General features: G+C 54.7%; 22 protein-coding genes and 1 pseudogene. 15 read left to right on the top strand and 8 right to left on the bottom strand.

What is annotated here, in order from left to right; all coding sequences use genetic code 11:
• Positions 1-24: 24 nt before the first annotated feature.
• Both HLAC_RS13745 and HLAC_RS13750 read right to left on the bottom strand, forming a co-directional pair.
• On the bottom strand, positions 25-1,782 hold the full coding sequence (locus HLAC_RS13745; protein ID WP_009486636.1) for a 5-methylcytosine restriction system specificity protein McrC: 1,758 nt from the start codon (positions 1,780-1,782) through the stop codon (positions 25-27).
• Complete coding sequence (locus tag HLAC_RS13750) at positions 1,782-3,011, bottom strand: AAA family ATPase (protein WP_009486635.1); 1,230 nt, start codon at positions 3,009-3,011, stop codon at positions 1,782-1,784. Before HLAC_RS13750 ends, HLAC_RS13745 begins: the two co-directional genes overlap by 1 nt.
• A gap of 125 nt (positions 3,012-3,136) precedes the next feature.
• Between HLAC_RS13750 and HLAC_RS17875 the strand changes: the two are divergent.
• The 3 genes and pseudogenes from HLAC_RS17875 to HLAC_RS13760 form a co-directional block, all read left to right on the top strand.
• Positions 3,137-3,653: pseudogene (locus HLAC_RS17875) on the top strand (transposase); the annotation flags it as partial.
• 680 nt (positions 3,654-4,333) lie between these two features.
• Entirely contained in the window at positions 4,334-5,065 is a 732-nt protein-coding gene (locus HLAC_RS13755) for a hypothetical protein (protein WP_012659178.1), read from the top strand.
• A 485-nt stretch (positions 5,066-5,550) separates the two neighbouring features.
• Positions 5,551-5,832 carry a hypothetical protein gene (locus HLAC_RS13760; protein WP_012659179.1) on the top strand — a complete coding sequence of 94 codons (282 nt, stop codon included), beginning with the start codon at positions 5,551-5,553 and terminating at the stop codon, positions 5,830-5,832.
• A 136-nt stretch (positions 5,833-5,968) separates the two neighbouring features.
• Here the strand turns inward: HLAC_RS13760 and HLAC_RS17880 are convergent, their stop codons facing one another.
• Both HLAC_RS17880 and HLAC_RS17885 read right to left on the bottom strand, forming a co-directional pair.
• On the bottom strand, positions 5,969-6,637 hold the full coding sequence (locus HLAC_RS17880) for a recombinase family protein (protein ID WP_014053139.1): 669 nt from the start codon (positions 6,635-6,637) through the stop codon (positions 5,969-5,971).
• Positions 6,630-7,028: a hypothetical protein gene (locus tag HLAC_RS17885; RefSeq protein WP_012659181.1), complete on the bottom strand. Its 399-nt coding sequence runs from the start codon at positions 7,026-7,028 to the stop codon at positions 6,630-6,632. The genes HLAC_RS17880 and HLAC_RS17885 overlap by 8 nt, the downstream gene beginning before the upstream one ends.
• Before the next feature lie 462 nt (positions 7,029-7,490).
• Here HLAC_RS17885 and HLAC_RS13770 point away from each other — a divergent pair, with 462 nt between their 5' ends.
• The 7 genes from HLAC_RS13770 (at position 7,491) to HLAC_RS13790 (ending at position 12,507) form a co-directional block, all read left to right on the top strand.
• Complete coding sequence (locus HLAC_RS13770; RefSeq protein ID WP_014053138.1) at positions 7,491-8,075, top strand: DUF7437 domain-containing protein; 585 nt, start codon at positions 7,491-7,493, stop codon at positions 8,073-8,075.
• 3 nt (positions 8,076-8,078) lie between these two features.
• Positions 8,079-8,618, top strand: coding sequence for a PIN domain-containing protein (locus tag HLAC_RS13775; RefSeq protein WP_012659184.1), 540 nt, complete (start codon positions 8,079-8,081; stop codon positions 8,616-8,618).
• A gap of 634 nt (positions 8,619-9,252) precedes the next feature.
• Complete coding sequence (locus HLAC_RS20105) at positions 9,253-9,387, top strand: glycine zipper domain-containing protein (RefSeq protein WP_479686829.1); 135 nt, start codon at positions 9,253-9,255, stop codon at positions 9,385-9,387.
• Positions 9,388-9,550: 163 nt separating this feature from the next.
• On the top strand, positions 9,551-9,757 hold the full coding sequence (locus tag HLAC_RS17890; RefSeq protein ID WP_012659186.1) for a hypothetical protein: 207 nt from the start codon (positions 9,551-9,553) through the stop codon (positions 9,755-9,757).
• Positions 9,758-9,887: 130 nt separating this feature from the next.
• Positions 9,888-10,316, top strand: a complete 429-nt coding sequence (locus HLAC_RS13780; protein ID WP_012659187.1) for a universal stress protein — start codon at positions 9,888-9,890, stop codon at positions 10,314-10,316.
• Positions 10,317-10,451: 135 nt separating this feature from the next.
• A complete protein-coding gene (locus HLAC_RS13785) occupies positions 10,452-11,273 on the top strand; it encodes an IS5 family transposase (protein ID WP_012659188.1) in 822 nt (273 codons plus the stop codon).
• 67 nt (positions 11,274-11,340) lie between these two features.
• Entirely contained in the window at positions 11,341-12,507 is a 1,167-nt protein-coding gene (locus HLAC_RS13790; RefSeq protein ID WP_009486633.1) for an ISH3-like element ISHla1 family transposase, read from the top strand.
• A 157-nt stretch (positions 12,508-12,664) separates the two neighbouring features.
• Here the strand turns inward: HLAC_RS13790 and HLAC_RS17900 are convergent, their stop codons facing one another.
• Both HLAC_RS17900 and HLAC_RS17905 read right to left on the bottom strand, forming a co-directional pair.
• Complete coding sequence (locus HLAC_RS17900) at positions 12,665-13,987, bottom strand: AAA family ATPase (protein WP_012659189.1); 1,323 nt, start codon at positions 13,985-13,987, stop codon at positions 12,665-12,667.
• Between the two features lie 18 nt (positions 13,988-14,005).
• Positions 14,006-14,218, bottom strand: a complete 213-nt coding sequence (locus HLAC_RS17905; protein ID WP_009486615.1) for a KTSC domain-containing protein — start codon at positions 14,216-14,218, stop codon at positions 14,006-14,008.
• A 216-nt stretch (positions 14,219-14,434) separates the two neighbouring features.
• On the opposite strand from HLAC_RS17905, the gene HLAC_RS17910 reads away from it, so the two are divergent.
• The 5 genes from HLAC_RS17910 to HLAC_RS18840 are packed head-to-tail and all read left to right on the top strand — an operon-like array spanning position 14,435 to position 19,702.
• Positions 14,435-15,505 (top strand): DUF2797 domain-containing protein, encoded by a 1,071-nt coding sequence (locus tag HLAC_RS17910; RefSeq protein WP_009486614.1) that lies wholly within the window; start codon positions 14,435-14,437, stop codon positions 15,503-15,505.
• Entirely contained in the window at positions 15,480-16,043 is a 564-nt protein-coding gene (locus tag HLAC_RS18835; protein WP_143420283.1) for a hypothetical protein, read from the top strand. Before HLAC_RS17910 ends, HLAC_RS18835 begins: the two co-directional genes overlap by 26 nt.
• Positions 15,971-18,127, top strand: a complete 2,157-nt coding sequence (locus HLAC_RS13800; protein ID WP_012659190.1) for a Piwi domain-containing protein — start codon at positions 15,971-15,973, stop codon at positions 18,125-18,127. Before HLAC_RS18835 ends, HLAC_RS13800 begins: the two co-directional genes overlap by 73 nt.
• Before the next feature lie 47 nt (positions 18,128-18,174).
• On the top strand, positions 18,175-19,512 hold the full coding sequence (locus HLAC_RS13805) for an ISH6-like element ISHla10 family transposase (protein WP_012659191.1): 1,338 nt from the start codon (positions 18,175-18,177) through the stop codon (positions 19,510-19,512).
• 25 nt (positions 19,513-19,537) lie between these two features.
• Positions 19,538-19,702, top strand: a complete 165-nt coding sequence (locus HLAC_RS18840) for a hypothetical protein (protein ID WP_169304934.1) — start codon at positions 19,538-19,540, stop codon at positions 19,700-19,702.
• A gap of 64 nt (positions 19,703-19,766) precedes the next feature.
• Here the strand turns inward: HLAC_RS18840 and HLAC_RS13810 are convergent, their stop codons facing one another.
• Together HLAC_RS13810 and HLAC_RS13815 are read right to left on the bottom strand one after the other, a co-directional pair.
• Entirely contained in the window at positions 19,767-21,641 is a 1,875-nt protein-coding gene (locus tag HLAC_RS13810; RefSeq protein ID WP_009486612.1) for an ATP-binding protein, read from the bottom strand.
• A 75-nt stretch (positions 21,642-21,716) separates the two neighbouring features.
• Positions 21,717-23,033 carry a DNA double-strand break repair nuclease NurA gene (locus HLAC_RS13815; RefSeq protein WP_009486610.1) on the bottom strand — a complete coding sequence of 439 codons (1,317 nt, stop codon included), beginning with the start codon at positions 23,031-23,033 and terminating at the stop codon, positions 21,717-21,719.
• Between the last annotated feature and the right edge of the window lie 106 nt (positions 23,034-23,139).

The raw sequence follows: 23,139 nt of genomic DNA on the forward strand, positions 1-23,139 counted from the left end.
GAGACTGTCGGACAGGACTACTAATTAGAGGAGTTTCAAAGGACCCTCTTTCTCGACTCCACCACTGCCGTTCAGGAAGTATAGGTCAATCCATTCTTGCCCCTGTTCACGACAGAACACCGGTACGCACGTCGTCGTATGCTCGTAACGCTGTTCACACCGCGTTTCGATCTGTTCCCGCGTCCAGTCACCGTCCTGCTCCAGATCGTACCGGTTTCGGACCTCCCAAGAGTGTTCGTCGGCGGCAGCCTTGAGAACACGTAAGGAGAAATCCCGAGAATCCTTGAACGTGAACGGACCTCTCATCGACTTCGAGTCGGTCAGATCCGTCTCTTCGACACCGTCAAGGCACAGTCGGTTTTCCGCGACAGCCCGGAAGGCTTCGAGTTCAGCAGACTTGCGGACAAGTACGTCGTGCAGATAGTCGTGGACGACGTCGCCATACCCACCCAACGTAAACTCCTGCTCGGGCGAAACGATCTGCAGTTCGGCATCTGTCTGGGTAACTCGCCGTCGCTTCGGTTCGAGAAGCGGACACAGAAATGCGAGCCGATCTGAGTGGAGGAGATACGCGTAACTGAAGAGCCGTGATCTGGACGGCGATTCCTTCACGGGATCGTGACCCTCTGCGTAGTATTTCGAGTCCAGTACAGCCAGTGTCTTGTCACCTTCCTGCAGGGCGTGGTCTGGTTCGTGGTATATCTGCCCTTCACCCTCGAACGGGTTCACCGATGGTGACCGAACGGGTGTCACGTCGTCGAGGTCTCCGAGGTGGTCGTAGGACTTGATGTACGAGAGTTCGCGCTCGATAACGACCTGAGAGTACTGCTCGAACAGCGACTCCATGTTCAGGACGTAGTCCACGACCAGTTCTCGTGGGCCATCACGGAGTTGCTGGCCGAGCGACGACGACATCACTGCCTTGGCGACGTCGAACGCCTTCTGGTAGTACCGTCGTTGCTTTGGAAGGTCGCTCAGTGAGAGGCGTCGATACGCGTCCATCCGGTCCAGCCCGCTGCTGACACCCATACTCTCCAGACGCTCCACTTCGCGGTGTACTTCGGAGAAGATTCGATCGTATGCAGGGTGGTCGTTCTCGTGAGAATTCTGTCGGAAGAGTCGAAGGAGCGTCTTTCCAGCGAAGTGAAGCAGCGAGTTCGCGGCGTTGTCGTACTCGGTCTCGTTGCGGATCCAGTGTGGCTCCAACGTTCCGCGCCCGTGGTTCAACAACGTTTGTTCGACGTCGATTTCCCCCCGCCCATCGAGACTGTCGAGCCGTCTGATGACCAGATCCCGGATGTACCCCTGCCGGTGGATCGTCTCCAAGCCATCCAGGTAGTTGATCGCCAGCACCACGAACACGTCGTCAAGATGGATGTCGTCAGAGAGGAAGTCCTGCAGCGGAATTCCGTGATACTCGATAGATCGGTTCTGGTCGTAGACAGCCAGGAGCATGTCGAAGATGTGTTCCCAGTCGATCTTCGGATCGACCTGCACCTTCGACGACGGCGTGAGGCTCACGACACCGATGATGTCCGTCGCCTCAACGTGGAGTACCTCGTTCTCGTCGCCGTCTACGGTGACCGTCACGACCTCGTACTCCTGATCTGAGTCGAGTGCGGCCTGACTCTTCGTGAAGACACCAGGACTCTCCTGTGTAAATGACGCGCGACGAAGCTGGTCCCCGATGGACGACGGACAGCCCTCTATTCGGATCTCCCCGCGCTCGGGGACATTGAAGGTGTCCTGCCCGTACTCGTAAACTTCGTCAACCGTACTCATTACTCGTAGGAGCCCATCTGGCGTCGTTCCTGTTCGAGTTCCCGTTCGGCGAGCTCTGCTGCCGGCGAGAGATCGAACTCCTCGAACTCACCGTTCATCGCGCGGTAGTGTTCCGCGATGCGCTCGATCTGCGGGAACGCGGCGGCGTTCAGCAATCGCGGAACGATGTACGTCCGGAATGCCTGTCCGACCGCGTCTGTCTGGTCGTACTCGTACTCTCCGCCTTCCCGACAGCCGACGCCGAGGAAGACGGCGACGTCGCGGTAATGCATCGGGCCGAACCGCATAATCGACCCTTGCGACGTCGATTCGTGGCCGTGATTGATACCCTGGTAGTCACGTTCGAACAGCCGGAGAATCTCACTTTCTCCGAGGTCGGTGTGGTCGGTGACGTGCGTGGTGATCCAGTCTTTGAACAGCTGACGGCGCTTGTCCTCCTCGTACTCGTCCAACTCGATCATGGCGAACCGGCGGGTGATGGCGTTATCGAGTTCGTTCACCGTCCGGTCGGACATGTTCATCGTACAGATGATGTTCACCCGCTCGTCCAGCTCAATAGTCTCACCTTCGTCGGTCTCAAAGATGGTTTGGTGTGGGTTCTCGATTGCAGTGTACAGCGGACCAAATATCTTCGATATGTCCGCTCGCGTAATCTCATCGAGGATGACGCCGTATTCGACGTCGAACCGGCGAGCACGCTGAACGGCTTCGGACACGCAGCCGAGTTTCGTTCGGTAGCTTAGTGAGTCGCCGGTGTAGTCCGGACTGATGCCGCCGATGATGTCCGACGGCGTCCACGAGGGAGTGGCAGTGTTGAGGGTGTATCCGATTCCGGTTTCACGAGCGAGTTGCTTAGCAAATGTCGTCTTCCCTGTCCCGGTCGGCCCATACAGGACGACTGGCTTGCCCGCTTCCAGTGCGACCTTCGCGTTCCGCTCAACGTCGTTCGGGACGAGTATCTCTTCGGGCGTTTCGTCGCCGCGGAGACTTACAATACGCTTGAGCCGATCTGACGCCAATGGAGACTCAAGTACGGCCCGTCGGACCTGACCCAGACCACGCTCTCCGTCGTGGACCACGTCGAGTTTTTCGTCCTCAATCAAAAACTCCAGTACGTCTTCGCTCTCCGCGTTCTGGATTGCTTCGACGACGTCGTCGGTTACACGGCGAAGAATTCCGACTTCGTCTTGCGCATCCTCAAGCGTATAGTCGTCCGACGAGTCACTCATTATCGGATACAGGTAGTCCTGAGTATATAAAATCCCGTTCAAGAGCCACGCAGATTCCGATATCCATCTAACCTACCCGGCTGAAACCCTCGAAGAGTTACAGGTTCGCCGCGTAGTTTGGCTGAATGCAGGCCCCTTCAAAATCGCGGTTACTTCGGTTTGTAGAGCAGACGTTTCATTTGGCTCGACGAGTCGTTGCCCGCTACTCTTCGAAGTTCTCAAAAAAGCGGCGCACACTTCACCAGCATATCGTATAGCTCTGTCTCAAGATTCGGAAAAATACGACGTACCGGATGCTTCTTGACGAACTCATCGAGATGTCTCGGGTTCGGAGTACAATCGATCTTGAGGAAATCCCGTCTCCTTCGACATCGTGTAAGGCGTTCAACCATCTTATCATGGCTGGTTCTTCTCAATCTCTCAGTAACGCTTCTCCCGACTAACGGTGTCGTCGGAATCGATGCCTCCGGGTTCGACTGCAGTCACGCCTGAAAACACTATACGGAGCGAACGAAGCTGACGATTCAGCAGTTGAAAGTCACAATTCTCGTGTAGACGAGAGCGAATGACATCCTCAATTTGCACGTGACGACGACCAGAAAATACGACTCGAAGATCGCTCCGCCGCTGATTAAGCGGAACACGAGCCGCTCGCCATTCTGCTCCGAAACTGCTACGAACGACACCGCGAATTCCGGTTGTTGCTCGACGCGTTACGGAAGAGGGCCCGCGGATTCACTTCCCTGACTTGATTCGCCGGTTGGTCCACGAGTACCCGAACGTCTTCCTGAACACGTTCTGCACGCAGGCCGGGCGAACGCGAGCCCGGGAACTGATTGAGGCCGGTCAGACGTCCCGAATCTACGAGGAGAAGCCGTCTGGAAGGACATTATCCGAACGAACGTTCTGTTCAATTTCGTGCAGCAGCTCAAGCATATCGGCGCGCTTGCCGCGGAGACACACAGTCACAGCGGGAAGATCAGTGAGTACGACCCGGCTGCGAAGCCGTGGGTTTTGCGAGACGACCGGTGAGGTAGTGCGGGAGCTCAGAAGCAGTCCGCTCTTTGGTTCCACGTGCAGCTTACTAAGTGAGAAGCCAGGATTGATTCAGGACGAGGGTTTATAACTGGTAGGTTCCTTTGAGCAATCAAGCGACGCCCGAGAATCACCCCGCATCTACAAGCTGACGATGCATAGACCCTCTCTGGCAAAATAATTCGATACCGCAATCCCTGGTATCATAGATCCTTGCTGACGCGAGGCCAGCGCGTCGTCGGACGTCGCGTGCTAGCGGTACGATCAGCAGATAGCACGTGATACCAATGACGTCAGAAATCCCGCCAGAATACGACGATAGCACAGTTCGGCATTATCGCGCCGACGGTGTCCTCACCGTCACGCATGACGACGAAACAAACGAGCATGTCATCAAATCCCGCGGCCGTGATCAGGGTGACAAGTGGACGCGTCGCGTCCCGGCAACCCGGACTACCGTGGACGTAAGCGAGGCCCTATGGAGCATCCCGGACAACTGGACGAAAGTGTACAGGCTCACAGCTGAGTACGGCCATGATAAAGGTATATACCGTATCCCCGAGTCCGGCGACGCGGTCCTCGTGTCGCTATGTCACAAAAACAGCCACATCACTGACGCGAATCACACTGTCGAAGCGGTCGGGAGTATAGCCTGGGATGCTCGTGCAGAAGTTGACGAAGAGGCGCTTGACGATGCTTTCAGCCATCTCAACGGCTGCGCCGATGAGTTCCCCGACGGCGTCCGTGAAGTCCTCCAGTACATCCGTGACAACCCGCGAGAAGCCGTTGCGGACGCTGAAAAGGACGCTGAAATGCACGCGGTAGACTGCGTGACGGATTTGGAGACGATCCCGGTATCCGAGTTTGACGCATTCCGGGTTACCTTCCGGTCCGAGGGGGGAGTCGTGAGTCACCCAGAGTACTCATCTGATAGTGAGGTTATGGAGGCCGTCCGCGAACTCCTCAGCGAGTTCAACGTCGTTCCGCCGTCCCCGCTTGTCTCGGTGACAGTCCGGTAAGACGCGATCGCGTTTTAATTGAGGTAGGGCCTCCGCCACGAGGGTTCGAGTTTGATACGCGCACTAAATCTGGAACCACGACTTTCCCCCGAGTACGTGTTACACTTGGCAGGCTTCGAGACACTCTCTAATTCAGTTTCCGTGTCTGGACTCTTGACACGTCGTGTGAGGGACCTGCCGGCAATTCAGATGTTGAATTTCCGAGCTACTCATCCCTTTGTGGGGCCTCTACAGCGATTCTGTAATTTCCATTGTTGGTCACGCTACTCTGTGGAGCCCCCGACGCAAATATGGATACTAAAGTATTGAATTAACTATTCTGCTGACCCAAGCCCTTTGACCGGCGTATTCGGCATTTTGCACGTCTTTTCTTTTGTTGTCGTGGCTGGTTGGTGCCAGATGTTCGTGTTCTATCTGTGGTCTCGCTCGACTGTGAGGCAGAGTTTTAAAAGTGGGTAGATTCTCAACCTGTTCGGGTCGAACCAATGCAACAGACAAACGCAAGCGTCCGAGTACAGAAGCTCAATGAAGCAAAAGAAATCATCGCAGAGTTAGAAGAACAGAAAGGAATGGAATTAGGCGGGCCGCGAGGTGCGTTGTTCCGTGCTGGTGGCACTGTGGATTCCGGGCACGCCTACAGAGGGCATCTGGAGAAGGCGATGGGAGAAACAGCGGGTCTCGCTATCGAAGGCGGGTACGATGACGTCGCGTCGAAAGCCGCTCACCTCATCGCAAATCTGCAAGAGAGCCAGTCAAGCGACGACTAAGCCGTCGTTCCCACTACTCTTCGTGCGCTGGACTCTTACTGGTAAACCGGAATTTAGAAAATCTGGCTCTGTTGAAACACTCATTACAGTACAGTCGCTGAAACCGATCACCAACAGAGGGTTTCAACAAGGCCATCTAACCGTTTTTACTGGCGTTGAGATACTGGTCTCTTCTGTCCATTATACTAGACATCGTTGCTGGGGCAATATCCAGTTCGTCCTCCACCTCACGATAAGTCGATCCGGCCTCAACCATATGGATGGCTTCGAGTACGATCTCAAATTGCCCGTTCCGATCAGGTACCCATTGTTTGCCCTCGTTATCGAATCGAAATCCGATTGGAGGGCGACCGTGATCGTATCCTTTGTCCACCCGCTCTTGGACAGCCTCGCGTGCGCGCTCAATTTCCTTCTTTTTAGCCTCATGTTCGCTGGCTGCTTGGAGGACTTCGACGGCAGCCTGGACCGGGTCAGAGAGGTCGAGCTCCCCCTCTTCGAAGGTATGGGCTTCAACACCGTATTCACGGAGATCCAGAATGAGCCTCATCGTTTCGTCGAAGTCGCGTGCGAGACGGCGTTTATCGTTGATGACAACCGCATCAATTTCTCCAGATTGGACACGACTACGGGCCTTTTGATACTCCTCTCTGCTCTCATCCCAACCTGACGTTCGCTCGCCGTCGTCGTAGATCCGTTCGAGGGACATCTCGTGTTGATCAGTGTATTCCCGAATGTGGCGCTTTTGACGCTCAATAGAGGTATCTGAGTCCTGTGAGAGTCGAGTGTATCCGATCACCTCAGCCATCGTCTTCACCTCGGGGATCACCGACCGGAACTGCTCCGTACTCGGGGCAGTCAATCCAACCTTGTCCGAATGCCCCGCCCATCCCACTGTCGGGATACCATTCGTGCATCTCTCCACAGACGTTGCACTCTACTAGCGGTGGATTCTGTTCAAGCGCCTCCTGCTCGATGTAGTGATTCCCTTGGTAGGCGTCGCAATGTTCACAGATATTCCCCCAAACCTCTCTCCCCTGGGTCTTACTGTACACCTTTTGAACTGGATACTCACCTGCTTCCGCTAGCTTCTCACCTACGTCACTATTCAGGTGCCCCTCCTCTGGCCAAACAACGGGTGTCTCCCGTTCACACTTCCAGCATTCGGTATCCCATTCAAGGACGTCAACATCACTCATTGACAACAGTCACCTCCAATGTGTTCCCCGACTTGACTTTCCATTCTAGTCGTTGGCCATCCAAGGCCATCGCTTCCGCGATACCCTTCGGAACAGTGACCTTGTACTGTCCATTCGCCCCCTGGCTGACTCTTGTTTTTGGCATCTCTGTATAGGCCTTTAGATAGGCCTATATTTAGTACTAACCCGTGTTTTCGAGAAACCGGGGTTTCTCGAACAAGTGTGGTTGGCAGTAGATTCGTTAGACTGTACCCTCCCAAAGGGTGTGTCATAGGACAATTCTCACAGCGTTTTTTCTGACCCAATCGCTTTGAACTACCCATTCACTATGTGTGCGAAACAATCTGGTTGTGGGGTTCACGTACCAGGTCCGGAATTGAAACACTCCCAGCAAGGGTCCATGCATGCCAATCCCCCTGATCAACCAAAACGCTATTACCCAATACACGAATTATGTATTGTATGTCGAAGGCTACCGGCGGACCCGAACGAACGGTCAACGGCCTGCTGTCGGTTGCCCGGCTCCTCGAAGAGCCACGGTTGGCACGCCTCTACACGTTTGTTCTCCGTAACGAGGAGGTCACAATCGACGACATCGCTGACGAGTTAGACATGCCACGGACAACCGCCTACTCGGATACCGGGACTCTCGTCGATCTCGGGGCCCTCACACGAGACGACGACCAGAAGACACACACGTACGGTGCCATTCCGATTACCCTCACCGCGACGCTTGACGGCGACGAGTACACCGTCACACCAACGCTCATCGCCGCGTTCGGTCGTTCCCCCCACGATCAGGATCTCGATCTGCTCCTTGAGCGACACGACCTCGGGAAACTGGCTGCCGCGCTCACCTATGCGGTTCCGTACGCGGATGGAGAGATGTCCGAGCGAGTTGCGGCCCGTGAACTTGACCTCCAGTACGCATTCGGCATCGCAGTGCTACAGGCACTCCGTGATGTCGTTCTCAATATGGAGTCGGTTGACCCATACTTCGGGGACATTCAGGATGCACGCGAGCAGGGTCCAAGTTCTGAGGACTGAGCAATGGATGAGGAACGGTTGCCACTCAACGATGTCGATGATGCGGTCGCGTGGGTCGGTGATTCGGGCTTGTTCATCGCGTGTGGCCGCCAGCAGAACAACAAGTATACTGCGCTCGAACGGTTTGCTCGCCGCCACGACATCACGTTCGTGATTCCACAGCGCGTTTACGAGGAGCTTGGTGGTGCCCCCGACCGGAGCACACCTGGACAGACACCAATCAATAGCGCAATCGACGCCGGCTGGGTCACAGTTGCAGACGACCCAGACTACACGAACAGCACAGTGTCACGCGTGATGGACGGCGTCCGGAGATACATCGCTGACTCGTCGAACCGAAACGAGGATCACATTGAGAAAGCCGATGCAGCGCTCGGAGCCGTCGCCGTCAACTGCCTGCTCAACAGGGATGCAGAGTTTGTCGTCGTTGTAACGACGGATACCGATGCGGGGGAAGGAGTTGTCGCGGCCCTCGATGCAAATGGATTTGAAGACCGCGCCCGGTTCAAAGTTGGATTCGAACTGATTGACGAGATCACCTAAGATACTGTCCCGTTCCTCGGGGAGTACGGAGAAAGTGTGCGAACCGTTCTATGATACCTTCGTCCTGAACTCTGGGTAGTGTTCGCGGTACTGTACCAAAACTACTACTGGACGGTGATGTGAGCCGATACAGCGAGTTATTCTACTGGGACAGGATTAGACGTCGAATCAATGCCAGTGCGACCATCTTGGTGGCCACCACGCCACACGATGGTCCGGCATTTTTGAGGAACACTCTCTCGTGGGGCCGTGTTCCCACGGCAACTAAACACAGTGTAGAAACCCACATAAATAGTCGTATATTTGCTTGCAGGTTGAGGCCCACAATAACACGGAGATAGACCCCATTCCGATGAATTGGCAACCCCACAGAGTGGGTTCTCATAAGCCATTTTATAATAAACGCGCTTGTGGCGTAGATTGTTGGTGGACAATTGTCCGAGGATCTTGTAGGCACATTATTTTAGTAGAACTTCAAATATCTCTGTGGAAGTTTGTCACTTCATCGACTGACCGATAATACAAACTGCTAACAGAAACTGCGAAACCGATACAGACGGTGGACTTACCGCCTTCAACAGTCAAGCGATGATAGATGAATGAGGACAGTGAGCCCGGAGTAAGCGGGAAAGAGATGGGGGCAGGAATGGCGATCGGGATCGCAATCGGCGTTGCTATTGGTGCTGCTACGGATAATCTCGGACTGTGGATTGCACTCGGCGTTGCACTTGGTGCCGGAATTGGGGCTGGTTTGAGTAATCGGGAATAGGGGAGGAATGATCTCTAATTGATGAATTCGCATATCTACTTAACGGCTGTTTCAGCGCCAGAAGTAGAGAACTAATTGAGTTTCAACAGAGTCGGCAAGACACAGTTCGGACTGTGATCTGTGCGGAACAGTCAAAATTGCGGGGACTGTAGGTTATTCTACGATGAGTGCAGCAGATGAATCGATTCGCTCGAAGGCGATCGGTGCGGGAATCGGTATCGGGGTCGGTATTGGGGCCGGATGGGGGATAGTGATGGCGCTGATCATGGACGGAGATATCTCAATAGGAATCACGATTGGGGCGGGTGCTGGATTGATAATCGCACTCGTTTCCGGGGCTGCTGTCTATCAGACTGTAGCAACCGAATGATTCACCCGTAGTCTTCAGCGATCAGTTGTTTCCCGCCGGCATTGCCTGCAGAAGGTAATTTCAACGGAGCCTCCGTGTCAAGAACAGTAGAACAGTACCCTCATTTCAATCCACCACGTACTCTGTCAATATGCCTGACAACGTTCTCGTCGCGTTCGATGGGTCGCCACTCTCCGAGAGTGCGCTCACACACGCTGTCGAGAACTACCCGAACGCGAGCATTACCGCGATGTACGTCATCAATCCGATCGACTCGATTATCGATGTTGAGGCCGGCGGCCTCCCCGTCGCAGAAGACTGGTACGACAATGCCCAAGAACGAGCAACTGCCATCCAGACAACAGCCACGACTCTCGCATCGGATCACGATATCGACCTCAAGACTGTCACGGAAGTTGGCAAACCGGCACGAGAGATCGTCGAATATGCTGACAACCACGACATCGATCACATCGTCGTAGGAAGTCATGGCCGATCTGGAATCGACCGTGCGATTCTCGGAAGCGTCGCTGAGAGAGTTACCCGCCGAGCACGGATTCCGGTGACGATCATCAGCTGAGTGGTTCGAACCAGACAGGAGGTCGCTCAAGTAGACCGAGAATACGCTCTCGCGTGCGGTCAGACGAGGATACAGAAAATACCGGCTCTGTTGAAATCCTCAGAGAGTTACACGTCCATCCTGTAATTCTACGATATGAAGGCCCTCCCGAAGTCACAGATTCTCCGCTTTACTGAGAAAGCGATCCATCTGGCCCGCCGAGCAGTCTCTCGATACTCCTCGAAGTTTTCCAAACACCGCTATACACTTCCACAGCACGTTGTTCTGCTCTGTTTCAAAGTGCGGAAGAACACGACCTATCGTGGTCTGCTTGATGAACTGATCGAGATGCCACGCATTCGTCGCGCCCTCGGATTAGCTGAACTCCCTACGCCGTCAACGCTCTGTAAGGCGTTCAATCGGCTTGATATGGCTGTGTGGCGTGTCATACTGACTCTCTCAACGGCGCTTCTTCCGACGAGTGGCGTCGTTGGAGTTGATGCGTCAGGGTTCGACCGCAGTCACGCCTCGAAACACTACACGAAACGCGCCGAACTCACGATTCAGCAGCTCAAAGTGACGCTGTTGGTCGATGCGAAGGTGAACGCGATCATCGACCTACATGTGACGACGACACGAAAGCACGACAGCCAGATCGCCCCCTCTTTGATTAAGCGCAATCCCGAGGACATCGATATTCTGCTCGGTGACAAAGGCTACGACGACCAGAAAATCAGGCGACTCGTCCGTGAATACGAGGGTCGCCCACTGATTAAGCACCGTGAGTTCACACCAATTCATAAGGCATGGAACACGCGCTTAGATGCTGATCTTTACGGACAGCGTAGTCAATCCGAGACCGTCAACTCTACGCTCAAGCGGAAGTACGGTGCGTTCGTCCGATCACGACGATGGTGGAAACAGTTCCGTGAACTCACCATCGCCTGTATCGTTCATAATCTCGACCGGTCGCTCTGAGCGGTCTAGACAGACAAACTCAGTACTTCACAAAGCCGCTTAGTTAGAACGTCTGCTTGCTGAAGGTGTGTCTAAAACCAAACAAGCAGACGGTGAGATCCACGAGGACCAGCTTCTTAACTTTCTCGTCAACCGCCTTGACGAGGAAGTTTCGCTCTCGTTAGCCAATAACGCTGAAATCACTGCTGAAGACATCTATGAGGTCCTCGTCGGCGCTTGCGCCGACGGGACCTCTGTCTCTACGCTCTGTGCGTCGAGCCAGAACTCACCCGCTGGGAACACGGTCCTCTACCATCTTCGGACGAAGTTCGAGCCGGAACGGCTCGAACGAGTCGCTAACACGCTCCTGCGAAAGGATCTCGATGAATTGCTCCCCGAACAGGTGGAGGTCTGCGCAGACCTCCACCTGCGGCCCTACTACGGTGACGAAGACGACACAGACGGCCTCTATCACTCGGTAGCGAAGCGTGGAACCACTGCGTTCCACGCCTATGCCACACTCTACGCGCGTGTGAAGAACAAACGCTACACGCTGGCGGTACGCCGTCTCAAAGACGGCGATACCGCAAGTAGTGTCCTCGCTGAGTTCTTCGGTGTCCTCGACGGCCTTGACGCCGGGGTCAAGGCCGTCTACCTTGATCGCGGATTCTACGACAGTAAGTGTCTCACGCTGCTTCAGGCGCACAATTACGCGTACGTGATCCCGATCATCCGGTGGGGTGAGGCGATTCAGCAAGAGCTCTCGGAAGGATGGAGTCGCGTCATTCAGCATGATCTGACGGGGAAACTCGACGGTCACAGCTGGACCGTCGATTTTCCCGTCTACATCGACTGTACGTACCTAAATGGGAAGTATGACGAGAACGGTGTGGCGCGTCACGGCTACGCCGCTGACGCGCCGTTCATCGACTCACCACGGGACGCTCGATACCACTACTCGAAACGCTTCGGTATCGAGTCAAGCTATCGCTTGTTTGAGCAAGCGATAGCGACAACGACAACACGAGATCCAACGGTACGGCTGCTGTACGTGGTGGTGAGTCTCCTCTTACAGAACGTCTGGCGGTACCTTCACTACGAGTATGTGGCGACGCCCCGCCGAGGCGGGCGTCGCCTCTGGTGGTGGCCGTACAAGGAGTTCGTCAATATGATTCGACGAGCTGCGTGGACGGCCCTCGCGGTGCGTCGGGCCGTCCCCGCGAATCGGCCACCTGACGACCGATTCCACCGCTAACCACCGACCGAGCAAGCCAGCGGAGTGAGTGGCGACGCTGTCGCGTCGGCGGCTGACCGCCGCCGACAGCGACAGCTCTCCGTCGATCCGTCCGTAATTCTCTCGTCGAGACCGTCAGTACAACCGCTTCGACACAGAACTCAGGCCGCAGAAACAGCTAGCCGAGGATGCTTTGTGAGGTACTGATGTTGATCGTGTCTAGTATTTTATTCTGAATCAGAAGGGGGGAGTGCGTATTGAATATAATTTGCGCATCACCATTACAAAGACTTCTGAAGACTCGAAGTAAGTTCTTCTGCAGATTCGGATGCAGAAACAGTTCCGCCTCCTCATAGAGGATCAAGAGGGGTTGCCTCTGTTCATTTTCTTCACTATCTTCATTAGCTATAGAGAGCGAACCATCTCGAAGATCAGCAATAGTGCGAAGCATACTGAAAACCAGTACCCGCCTCACACCTTCACCAACATTCTCGTGTGACAAGGTGTCTTCAAGTTGATCATCTTCAATCCGAATATCCACGCCTCGGAATAATCTCCTACTCTCCACTCGTGGGAAATCCAACTCCACAGAATAATCTCTGAAGGCTTGCTTGAGATAATCACTTATTTGGGTCTCAAAGGCTTCTGAACTGGTGTCTAGTCGATCATATACACTGCCTAAATTTTCATCAAGTTGTTTGTTGATATCTTCCTCTAATTCACTATATAGGGCATCGGTCATTTCGCCTAGTTCGCCCGAAGTCTGGGCCGCATCTTCAACTTCTTTGATAGCAGGTATCTTGACCACGTCAGGAAGCACTACCTCTCTAATCAACTGTTTCGTACCCGAAGGAAAACTCGTAGGCTTCGGTTCAAATTCAAGACCCTCCGGCCGAGAGGCTATGTAACTCTCATACCCATCCTTCCATGCACCCTTCTGCTTCAGACTGTCTTCGTCGACATGTCCCGCGACTTCTGGATATTTTTCCCGCATCGCGTCCCGATAATCAGTGTTGGTGAACCCCTCTTTATCATCGATATTTCCCCACTGATCATCGCGGAAGTCCAGAAAAGTATCTTCACTCAGTTCCTCATCAATAGGCCTGAGTTGGATTACTTGGAATGATGTATTTCCCCCTTTCTCTTCCGATTCGGTAATACGACAGATTCCAAGATGATTGTCGAAGTCTTCCCAGTTTAGAAGGAGTTCTCGTACCTGCTCCCGCTTCCTCTCATCCTGTATCCGGTGTAGGTCTTTTTCTAATACATTAAAATACCCTCTGACCTCTACTGTTCGAGAAGTCTCCTTGTTCCAGTAGAGTTCCTCATCTTTCGTCTTATCCTCTTGCTCAAGCAGGTATTTGATAGATGAAACAATATTGGTTTTTCCAACGTTGTTTTTTCCTACGAGACAGTCAAGTCCTTCAAATGTTATTGCGTCATCTCCCCATTGTTCCTTTATCGAACGGTGATTTTTGACTTCTATCCTATCAAGATTCATTTTAATACCACCATTGAGCTATCGAACTTGTTCGTACTGGTACACATTTTTAATGTTGCTGTGGAAGCACTTCCCATGTGAAGACGCGTTCATCAAGTCTGTGTGAATATTTGCGGGAACACTGAAATAACGGTAGACTCCCCCACTGTTGAATTCGATCTCTAAGATTTGGTCGTCTTGATTATAGCCGACACTTCTTAGGTTGCTAGAAGATACGGAAGTCCTGTCCATAGGCCTGAATGTGAAAGGAAGTCATATAGTTCTACCTTTGTTCACAAGTTCATAGATCTGCAGACATTTATCCATCCACTAGCATGCATATCCTTTTCACTCATCGGTGGGTGTCAGTGATGTAGGACATGATTGAGTTGCTAGAAAAGGCAGCCTCTTTTCCAACAAGGAAAAATCTTAACAACCGTTTCGGTTGCGAGGATCCCCATTCGTGCCATGACTGAACGTCAAAGAGCCCTCGGTGATTTCGGTGGTGAAGGTAGAAACAGGAGCAAATCTAGCAGCGACCCCCCGGAGTACAATTACTCGATTGAGGGGCACATCGGCTATTTCTCGTGGTACCGCGGAACCCCATCGCTCTCTTTTATAGATTCTGATGCTACACTAAATTGCGACAGCTTAGTCGGTGAGTCACTCCGCGTCACCCTCCATGAGGAACGCGTCTGTGGTAACTGCGGCGAGAAGCTCTCGAAGCCGAAATACTCGGTATGTTACGACTGTAAACAACGGCCGCCATTTACGCAGTGCATCAAGACGCCGGGTACTGACTGTAAGAACGCCGACTGTCCATTCCCCGACTACAAGCGCGATGCGTGCGCCCACACTTACGTCGTTTACCTCGTCACGAAGGCTGATGTGAAGGTTGGCATCAGCCGGAGCGACCGTCGTCTCCAGCGGTGGGCCGAGCAGGGCGCGAGTCACGCTATCGTCGTTGCCGAAACGCCGAATCGAAAGTCGGCGGGGCTCATCGAGGAGGCGTTCAGTGATCGCTTTGAAACCCAGTCGAGTAGTTCATGGTACGAACCGCGGACGTCTCCTGTTGAGGATCTTGTTGAGGCCACCCGAACGGTGCCAGAGTACATTCCAGATGACTCACGGTTACACGCGTGTCTCACCCTCAACGATCTTGATGAGGATGTTGTCGCTGACCGAGTCGTATCAATACCTCACCGTGCGACCGGCATCGACCACGCGCGTGGTGTAAATCGACCCGAACTGGAGGTCGGCGATAACGGCGAGGGGACGATTTTAGGCGTTCGGGGGAGTGTCATCCTCACGGACTCCTTTGCACTTAATCTCAAGAAACGCCAAGGTTATCGAACGACCATCGAAACAACGGCCGAGCTTGCCGTCGAAGTGGAGGATAAACTCTGTTGTCTGCTACGATTCGTAGGCGGATTGTGGGACGGCGTGGCGCAGAAACTGCAGTCAGAACGACAACTGAAAGATAGCAATGACGGCACACATTACTCTGGAGGAGATGGACGTAGCGAACGATCTGGATGAGGGTGCAAAGTACACGACGACCTTCGAGGTCGTTGACGCTCAACACCACCCTAACCGTGGGCCCGGAAACCGCGTTCTCAAGTACGTAGACGAGACGGGTAGACGGCCAGGCATCACCCTTTGGGTAAACTCAACGCCTGACGAGGTGTACGAGACGGATTTCGAAGCCGGCGAGACATACACGCTGACAGACCTTCGCTACTCTATCAACGAGTCCAGTGGTCGAACCTTCTACAATCTTACTGCGACGGCCGATACTAAAGTGACTCAGTCGACGAGAGACGCGGACATAGGTGAGACCACCAGTTCTGCTGATGTAGAATCGTCATCCGGAGACGATGAGACATCGTCGGTTGACGTGAGGGCGAAGCAGGGGGGGACAGTAGCGAAGCAGAACGGAATAACACCGACTCGACAGGCGAGGAAAAGGAGCCCCGAGCCGTGTCCGCGTCGGTTGATGAAGAAATGCAGGCAGAAATCGATGATGCGTTCGCCGACGTACCTGAGTCAGCGACCGAGCAGACGGGACACGCGCTGACGACCTTCCGAAGTGAGAAATCACTCTCTGAATTTGCGGTTCACGAGTACACGCTGAAAGCCAAGGACGGGTACCGTCCCGATGATCATCAAGCCGCCCTGCGCGACACGTACAAGGCGAGACGAGACATCTTGGGAGAGTTTGAGAGCTCGTCTCCCCCGGTTATCGCCGTTCGAGATGCCCTCGCGCTCGCTACTCCGTCCCCACTCCCTGTTGAAGATTTAGAGCTGAAGAATTTCGAGATGGTCAACGACGGGCCACACACACTGGACTACACCGATTATAGTGACAAGGCTGTCACAAAGGGGCTCATCGACGCCTCACTCCGTCGCATTCTGGATGGTGACTATGAGGTTCGAGGCATCGACACGGTCCTCTCAAAGCGCCCTGTTATCCAGAAACAAGACTTCCGCCTGCACGAACGATGGAATCTCTCGCTATCGGTAACGAATGCTGGCGTCGTCTATCTCTCGGTTGACTTCCGGCACAAGACCATCTCTGAGTACACCCTCGACAAATTCGATCTCGATAAGCTCTATCGTGGCCTCCGCGTCAACGTAACGTACAAGCAGAGCGGGAAAGGGGCGTTCGTTGACGAGCTAATGGATAAGACGGTCAACGAGAGTATCGATGATATGGGTAATCAAAGCGTCGTTGAGTACCACGAGGGAGCAGAACGGATCCCCGACCGCGTTCTGAAAGAAATCGCTCGTGCTGACCGGCGGGTAGTGAAAGTCACCAAGCAGGGTTCGCACAACACCGAGTATTACCCCCAGCGACTCCTCGCCCTACAGGGTCACCCGCAGAACGTGAAGGCGTTTGCCCCGAGATTTAATGAGGCGACTCGCGGGAAGACGCGGCTATCTGCCCAACGGTGTCTCAATCGGGCGACAACTTTCGTCGAAAATCTTCCGCCGGTCATTCCGCTAGGAGGGGCGACTCTCTCGTTTGACGCAACACCGGTCAATGGCGATGACACTTGGGAGATGTCGCGGTTGTTTGAGACCGACGCCCACATCCTCCAGTTCGCCGAGGAGCAAACTGGTGACCATCCGCGACGGGTGAAGCACAATGAAGTGTACGAAGCCCCCGAGGAGTTCTCGGTGTGTCTCGTCCATCCGAGCGCGGGCCCACACGCTGAGCGGTGGGAAAACCTCGATCAGCAACTCAAGGACATCGGAGCGGGTCCTGAAGCGGTTAATCGGGTGCAGTACGACCCGTTCAAAACTGCTGATGAGATCTATACCGACCTGCTGGTTGACGTACCCGATGACCACGAGTACTCTGCCGCGTGTGTCATCCTGCCGAAGGCGGATTTCAGCATGGGTGAGAGTAGCGCGAGCGACATTTATCACGAGATGAAGAAAGCGCTCCGCCAGAGGCGTGTTGATAGCCAGATGGCCCATATCGACACGCTCGCCACCAGCTACGCGCTTCCGAACGTCGCGCTGGGATTGGTCGCTGCCGCGGGCGGCATTCCATTTACAACCGAGGATGCAATGCCAGGCGAGACGGATCTGTTCATCGGAATTGACGTATCCCATCGCTACCCGCGAGATACCGACGAACGTGTCCATATCGCCGCCTCAACGACGAGTATCTACGGCGACGGTACTATCCTCGGGTATACCTCTGCGAAACCCCAGACGGGTGAAAAGGTGCCGCCGAAAGAGCTGAAGAATCTCACGCGCCAATCGATCGCGGGGTACAAGCAGGAACACGGCGAATATCCAGACCGCATCGTCATCCACCGGGACGGATTCATGCGCGAGGATCTCGATCAGGTAGAGGAGATGTTAGAATCGATGGACATCAACTACGATGTTGTCGAGATTCGCAAGCAATCGCCAGCGCGCGTTCTCAACCTCGCAGACGGCGTCGCCAAGATACCCGACAAGGGCATTGCCGCACTCAACCGCGAGGAAAATAGAGCTATCCTCGCTACATTCGGTGACCCCGAGTCGCAAGCGACGAGCTCAAACACGGGACTTCCTCAGCCTATCCAAGTCGAGCGCAAGGCTGGCGACACTGACATCAAAACGTTGGTCGTGTCGCAAAGTCCTCTAGAGTTCAGTAGTAACTGACTCCCGTGAAGGCGGGGTTGCCTCTGGTGTCCAAACCGAGGTACCCCATGCACGCCACAATCGACGTGCGGTTCGAACTGAGTATCGACGACGACAAAACGCTACCGCTCGCCACGCTTGCCGAGGCCGTCACTGACCAGAACCTCGAAGCAGTCCTTCTCGAATCGCTGGTCGAGAGCCTCGACGCCGCCAGCGTCGAGGCGCTCTGTGGTGAGAAACACGCACATGGCAACGGTGACCAGCGCTTCCAACGCGCCGGCACCGACACCCGCACAGCTGTCACAACTGCCGGAGAACACGAGTTCTCTCTCCACTACGTCGAAGATACAGCCGCTTCCCCAGACGAATCCAGCTACTTCCGGCCCGTCGAAGACGTTCTCGACTTCGACGGGCAGAACCGCTATCAGCAGGACATCGCCGCCAAAAGCGTCGATCTCGCTACCTCGCTCAGCTATCGAGACGCTGCCAATCACGGCGACAGCTTCGTCTCGATGCCGTCGCCGACCACCATCAACCGCCGTGCCAAGAAATACGGCCACAAGCTCAAACAGTTCCTTCCAGACTGTGTCGCTGGCACAGACGCTGACGCCGTCATTCCTGACGGGACAAAGTGCCACAGCCAAGACGACGACCGCTCGTCCCACTCCGTCCAAGCAACGCTCGGCGAAGACACCGCCGAAGAGTCACGCTCCCTGCTGGATCTGTCGGTCAACGCTGACTGGGACGAAACTGCCGCCGAACTCGATGATATCGGCGCAGTCACTGACGACGCGACGGTCGTCAGTGACGCTGATAGCGGCATCGTCACAGCCTTTACCGACGAAAACCGTGACCACCAGCTCGATCTCGTCCACGTCGGCCGAACGCTGGGTTACACCCTCTGGGACGATGGCGTCTTCTCCTTGGACCGTCGGAAGGAGATCGTTTCGGAGGTGATCGACGAGGTGTTCCATCTGAAGAACTCTGTGGCGAAGCATCGTCCAGCGGAGGAGTTCGCGGCGATCCGCTCGCGGATCGCGCGAACGAGAGAGCGATTAGAGAAGACAGCGTGGCAACTGGAGCAGTTCGGGTCAGCAAAGGCTGCAGGGTATCTTCGGCGGTGGCTGCCGTCGATTGTGACGTTCGCCGAGCACGCTGTCGAGGGGTTCGAGGTTCCGTGGACCTCGAACCCCGTCGAACGACTGATGGGCGAGGTCAGCAAGCGGTGCAAGAACCAGTGGATGCGCTGGACAGCAGAGGGATTGGAAGCGATACTCCAACTTCGGTTGGTGAAGTACGCCGACCCCGAGTACTACCAAGCGTTCCTCGACGAACTGCTCCAACGTTCGACCAAAACAGCAATCAACTGTGACCTCTCAATTGAGAGTACCAGCGGCAAAGTCTAGACCGCTTTGCAACACGACCAAAACGTTGACTGCGCAAGTCTACCTACTGAGCCAGTCCCACGTCGGTGCGATGAACTCAACTGCTCGTCTACCCATTACTACCTACTATGCTGACCGTGCGAGCGAGGCCGCAGCCGAGGGGTACCTTCCGGAAACTTCGAAACTCCGCCAGAACATCGGCTTCATCTGACGAAGCACGGAGTTCTTTCCCAGAGATGGATAATCGATGTTCTGTTGTTATGATGATTTGAGACTCAGTTGCTGTGATGAGTGAGACAGGCGGGAAGGCCCTTGATTTCGACTGCCCGTACGTCGGGCTGTTTGACAACCATCTGGCCCTTGTTGAATTGAGTGACGGCCTCTTTGAACTCCTTCGGGACGAACACGTCATGGCTTTCGACCACGTCGCGTTCGAGACCGAGGTAGATGCGGGTATTCATTTGCTTTCGAACGTCCTCATCAATGTCTTGGGGCGTCTGGGTGATGATGTAGAGCCCGAACTTGTCCTTTCGCCCTCGTTTCGCGGCTTGTCTGAACTTCCGGACGAGGTAGCCAGAGCGTGATCCGAGGTCGGATGGTGTGGTGAGGTACTCGTGTGCTTCGTCCAGCGAGAGGAGCATCGGCGTTCCTTTGATATGTGGGAACTCCACATCGCTGCCGATTTTATTCGTGACGACATGGGCAAGCAAACAAGATACCACTAAGCGGTCGGTCGATCCACGGAGATGATCAGTCGGTATGATGGTGACCTTCCCCGGAGAAAACATCTCGCTGGTGAGGTCGAACAACGACTGGTCGCCGTTGTCGAAAACTCGGTTAAACTCGTACTGCCCCACGAGGCGTTCGCGGGCGGCTGTCTTGACGCTCCCGTTCTCAGTGATGCGGTCCTCGTCCTCGTCCAGCATGTTATCTGCGAAGTTCGAGAACTCCCCGTAGGTATAGGGCGCGTTGTGGTTGTGGAAGTACTCCGTAATGAGATCGTTGATGGCATCTTTCGTGCGGTCTGGGGGCGAGGATTTGTAGAGGAGTTGGCGATTCCTTCGGACGAGTTCGAACGGGATACTGAACTCCGTACAGTTCGGGTGAGAGGGGTGGGTGTCGTTGATGTTCGGGACGTACACACCGAAGTCGACGTTGCTGTCGGGGCTGTCAAGTCCCCCGTGAAGGATATTCTGTTCCTCCAGCATCTCTTGGAACTCGTCCTCATAGTAGTCTGCTTGAGTCTCGGGGTCTGGGTCATCCCCCATTTCGACGTACTCGCCCTCGGGGTCGATTACTGTGACGTTCAGAGCCCGTTGTCGATCCTCAACCACATCGACATTTTCCCCATCCTGCTCCTCTGGCGGCACTTCGATTGAATACTCTTTGCCTGTCGAGAGGTTGCGGAGGATGTTTTTCGACCCGTGGGTCTTCCCCTGCCCAGTAGACCCCGCGACCTGTGTGTGTCGGAAGATGGCGGGCTCGCCCTCGTCCTCGTTCCCGTCAGTGGCATTCGGGTTGAACATATAATACGGAAGCGGTTCCTCCTCGGTGGGGATCCGGTCCCCGCTTACTGCCATATGTCCAAGGAAAACACCGCGGTCAGGGAGGCGGAGAGCTGACCGGAGGAAGGCCCGGTCCTCGACCAGACACGTGTTCGCCCCCGGCTTTGGTGGTTTGTCGACCGTCGCCTGTGTGAACTGATTCTCCGTGTCCGTCTCATCGAACTCAACGATGCTGATAGGTTCGATTTGGGCAACGTAGGAGAAGGAATGTTCACCCGGCGGGTTTGCGTAGCCGCCGTCCTGCTTATCATTGATGTCGGCAATGGTGGCATATTCGAGGCGTTTGATCACTCCGACGAGCATCGCGCGAGAATACTCTTCGTCTTCAAGCGGCGCATAGGGTATTCGAAGATAGTTCCCGAGACGCACGCCCTCGCGGGAGTCGGAGTCAACGAACGCACGGATGACCGACTCCTCGCGGTCAACGACGATGGGGTTGTCTTGCGCTGTGATATGACCAACGCGCTCGCCATTGTGGTCACCGAAGGGAGCGGGTGCGTCTTTGAGTTGAGTCTCGTCGGTTGCTTCTTCGCTAGCCCTCTCGTCCTCTGCTCGCGCATCGTCCAAACTGAAATCCTCTGTCATTTATTAGTTGTTAAGCGGATTAGAGACTATATCACATGAAGGTTCGCGTCTTGCCAACTGAGCCATGTCACTATTCTAAAACTCTTCAAATCGGTCATACTCGCGCCCTTCATTATAGTCTTGAACAGCGCGAACATTCCCGTGATTGTTCTGGGCGAACTGCTCAATAACATCTCGAAGGTTAAAGCGGTCGTCTCTAGAGATGCGGGCACGTTGGTCGGCGAATGTGATTGCACGAGGTTCCTTCTGTTGTTGGGCGATTTCAACGAGGGCCTTCCGGGTGATACGCTCTCGAAGTCGTGCATTCCGGGCGAAGGCGTGTGGAGTCTCCACACGCATCACGTAGTCGGATTGGGGGCAGCGGACGTAGAAGAACGCTCGGATATACTCGTTGGCATCGCCCCACTTCAGTGAAACGCCGTCGTAGAATTCGAACGGTACAACGGACTCACCGTGCGCTCCCTCCTTCTGTTGGAGGAGCCACGGCGTGTAGCTGATGATGGGGCCCTTATCACCGTAGCGGTCGTCAGAGTTGTACAAGGCGTCCTCGAATAGTAGATGGTCGCTCCCCCACGGAAGTGGTGTCTCGATATTCACGTCGTTGTCTTCAATCTTCGTCTGGAGTGAATCTAGGGCAGCACTGGAACGACCAGTCTTGATGATGCCGATGGGCGGGTAGTTTCGGTCGTACATCATCTCGATTGTGGAGACGTAGTTCTGCATGATGTCTCCTACTATCTCGGGCCAGTTGTCGGTCATATACGTCGGCCCCTCCCCCGCCTGCTCAAACAGCATCCAACTGAACGCTGGGTTCGGGTAGAGGGGTCCGTCAATGAACAAAGGGCCGTCAAGTTCGGCAGCGTACTTGCGAGCATGTTTTCCCTCGGCATACGTCCGAGAGACGCCAACAAGATAGTCGTCAAGACGGCTAATGAGGTCGCTGGCAGGGAATCGGAGCATTTCGGCGTCGGTACCACTAGGGAGTTCAATACCCGTCTCTCCGACACCAGGTAACTCAAACTCGTCGTCGTTGTGGTGGGCGACAAGTGTCGCCGTAGTTCGGTTAGCGAGGTCGGCGTTGCCTGTCTTACCCGAGACACCGAGTTTCGCGGCGCTCCCTGCGGCGAGAAGACCGTTGTTAAACTGTAGTGCCCGTGTGGTGGAACCATCCAGTCCGTACGTGGTCGGCCACGGATCGTCCCACGACTTTACTTCGCTAATCGGCTTGTGGGTGATCTGGAATTCGTCATCGTCGAGTAGGTTCACATTCCCACCCGGCTGCTGGAAGTGAGCGATAGCGTCTGCAGCTGTCACGGTCTGTTGGGCGTCGAAGTCGCCAACTGCACGGCCCAACTCCTGAAACATCTGATTTAACGCTCCGTAAGTGTCCATGTCGGTCAAGCATGACCACCCGCATAGAAGTGCTTGATAAGGATATCAGCCATCGTATCTGTTGTATAGTTAGAGATAGGGTCAAATAAGGGTTCACCGCTCAGGG

Source organism: Halorubrum lacusprofundi ATCC 49239, assembly GCF_000022205.1.
In the GTDB taxonomy this organism is placed as follows: domain Archaea; phylum Halobacteriota; class Halobacteria; order Halobacteriales; family Haloferacaceae; genus Halorubrum; species Halorubrum lacusprofundi.

Coding starts and splice junctions, on each gene's coding strand:
- HLAC_RS13815 (WP_009486610.1), bottom strand. CDS start 23,033: ATGGACACTTACGGAGCGTTAAATCAGATGTTTCAGGAGTTGGGCCGT.
- HLAC_RS17880 (WP_014053139.1), bottom strand. CDS start 6,637: ATGGCTGAGGTGATCGGATACACTCGACTCTCACAGGACTCAGATACC.
- HLAC_RS13800 (WP_012659190.1), top strand. CDS start 15,971: ATGCAGGCAGAAATCGATGATGCGTTCGCCGACGTACCTGAGTCAGCG.
- HLAC_RS13785 (WP_012659188.1), top strand. CDS start 10,452: ATGAAGGCCCTCCCGAAGTCACAGATTCTCCGCTTTACTGAGAAAGCG.
- HLAC_RS17890 (WP_012659186.1), top strand. CDS start 9,551: ATGAGTGCAGCAGATGAATCGATTCGCTCGAAGGCGATCGGTGCGGGA.
- HLAC_RS20105 (WP_479686829.1), top strand. CDS start 9,253: ATGGGGGCAGGAATGGCGATCGGGATCGCAATCGGCGTTGCTATTGGT.
- HLAC_RS13745 (WP_009486636.1), bottom strand. CDS start 1,782: ATGAGTACGGTTGACGAAGTTTACGAGTACGGGCAGGACACCTTCAAT.
- HLAC_RS13760 (WP_012659179.1), top strand. CDS start 5,551: ATGCAACAGACAAACGCAAGCGTCCGAGTACAGAAGCTCAATGAAGCA.
- HLAC_RS13750 (WP_009486635.1), bottom strand. CDS start 3,011: ATGAGTGACTCGTCGGACGACTATACGCTTGAGGATGCGCAAGACGAA.
- HLAC_RS13780 (WP_012659187.1), top strand. CDS start 9,888: ATGCCTGACAACGTTCTCGTCGCGTTCGATGGGTCGCCACTCTCCGAG.
- HLAC_RS13755 (WP_012659178.1), top strand. CDS start 4,334: ATGACGTCAGAAATCCCGCCAGAATACGACGATAGCACAGTTCGGCAT.
- HLAC_RS17910 (WP_009486614.1), top strand. CDS start 14,435: ATGACTGAACGTCAAAGAGCCCTCGGTGATTTCGGTGGTGAAGGTAGA.
- HLAC_RS13810 (WP_009486612.1), bottom strand. CDS start 21,641: ATGACAGAGGATTTCAGTTTGGACGATGCGCGAGCAGAGGACGAGAGG.
- HLAC_RS13775 (WP_012659184.1), top strand. CDS start 8,079: ATGGATGAGGAACGGTTGCCACTCAACGATGTCGATGATGCGGTCGCG.
- HLAC_RS17905 (WP_009486615.1), bottom strand. CDS start 14,218: ATGGACAGGACTTCCGTATCTTCTAGCAACCTAAGAAGTGTCGGCTAT.
- HLAC_RS13805 (WP_012659191.1), top strand. CDS start 18,175: ATGCACGCCACAATCGACGTGCGGTTCGAACTGAGTATCGACGACGAC.
- HLAC_RS17900 (WP_012659189.1), bottom strand. CDS start 13,987: ATGAATCTTGATAGGATAGAAGTCAAAAATCACCGTTCGATAAAGGAA.
- HLAC_RS17885 (WP_012659181.1), bottom strand. CDS start 7,028: ATGAGTGATGTTGACGTCCTTGAATGGGATACCGAATGCTGGAAGTGT.
- HLAC_RS18835 (WP_143420283.1), top strand. CDS start 15,480: ATGGACGTAGCGAACGATCTGGATGAGGGTGCAAAGTACACGACGACC.
- HLAC_RS13770 (WP_014053138.1), top strand. CDS start 7,491: ATGTCGAAGGCTACCGGCGGACCCGAACGAACGGTCAACGGCCTGCTG.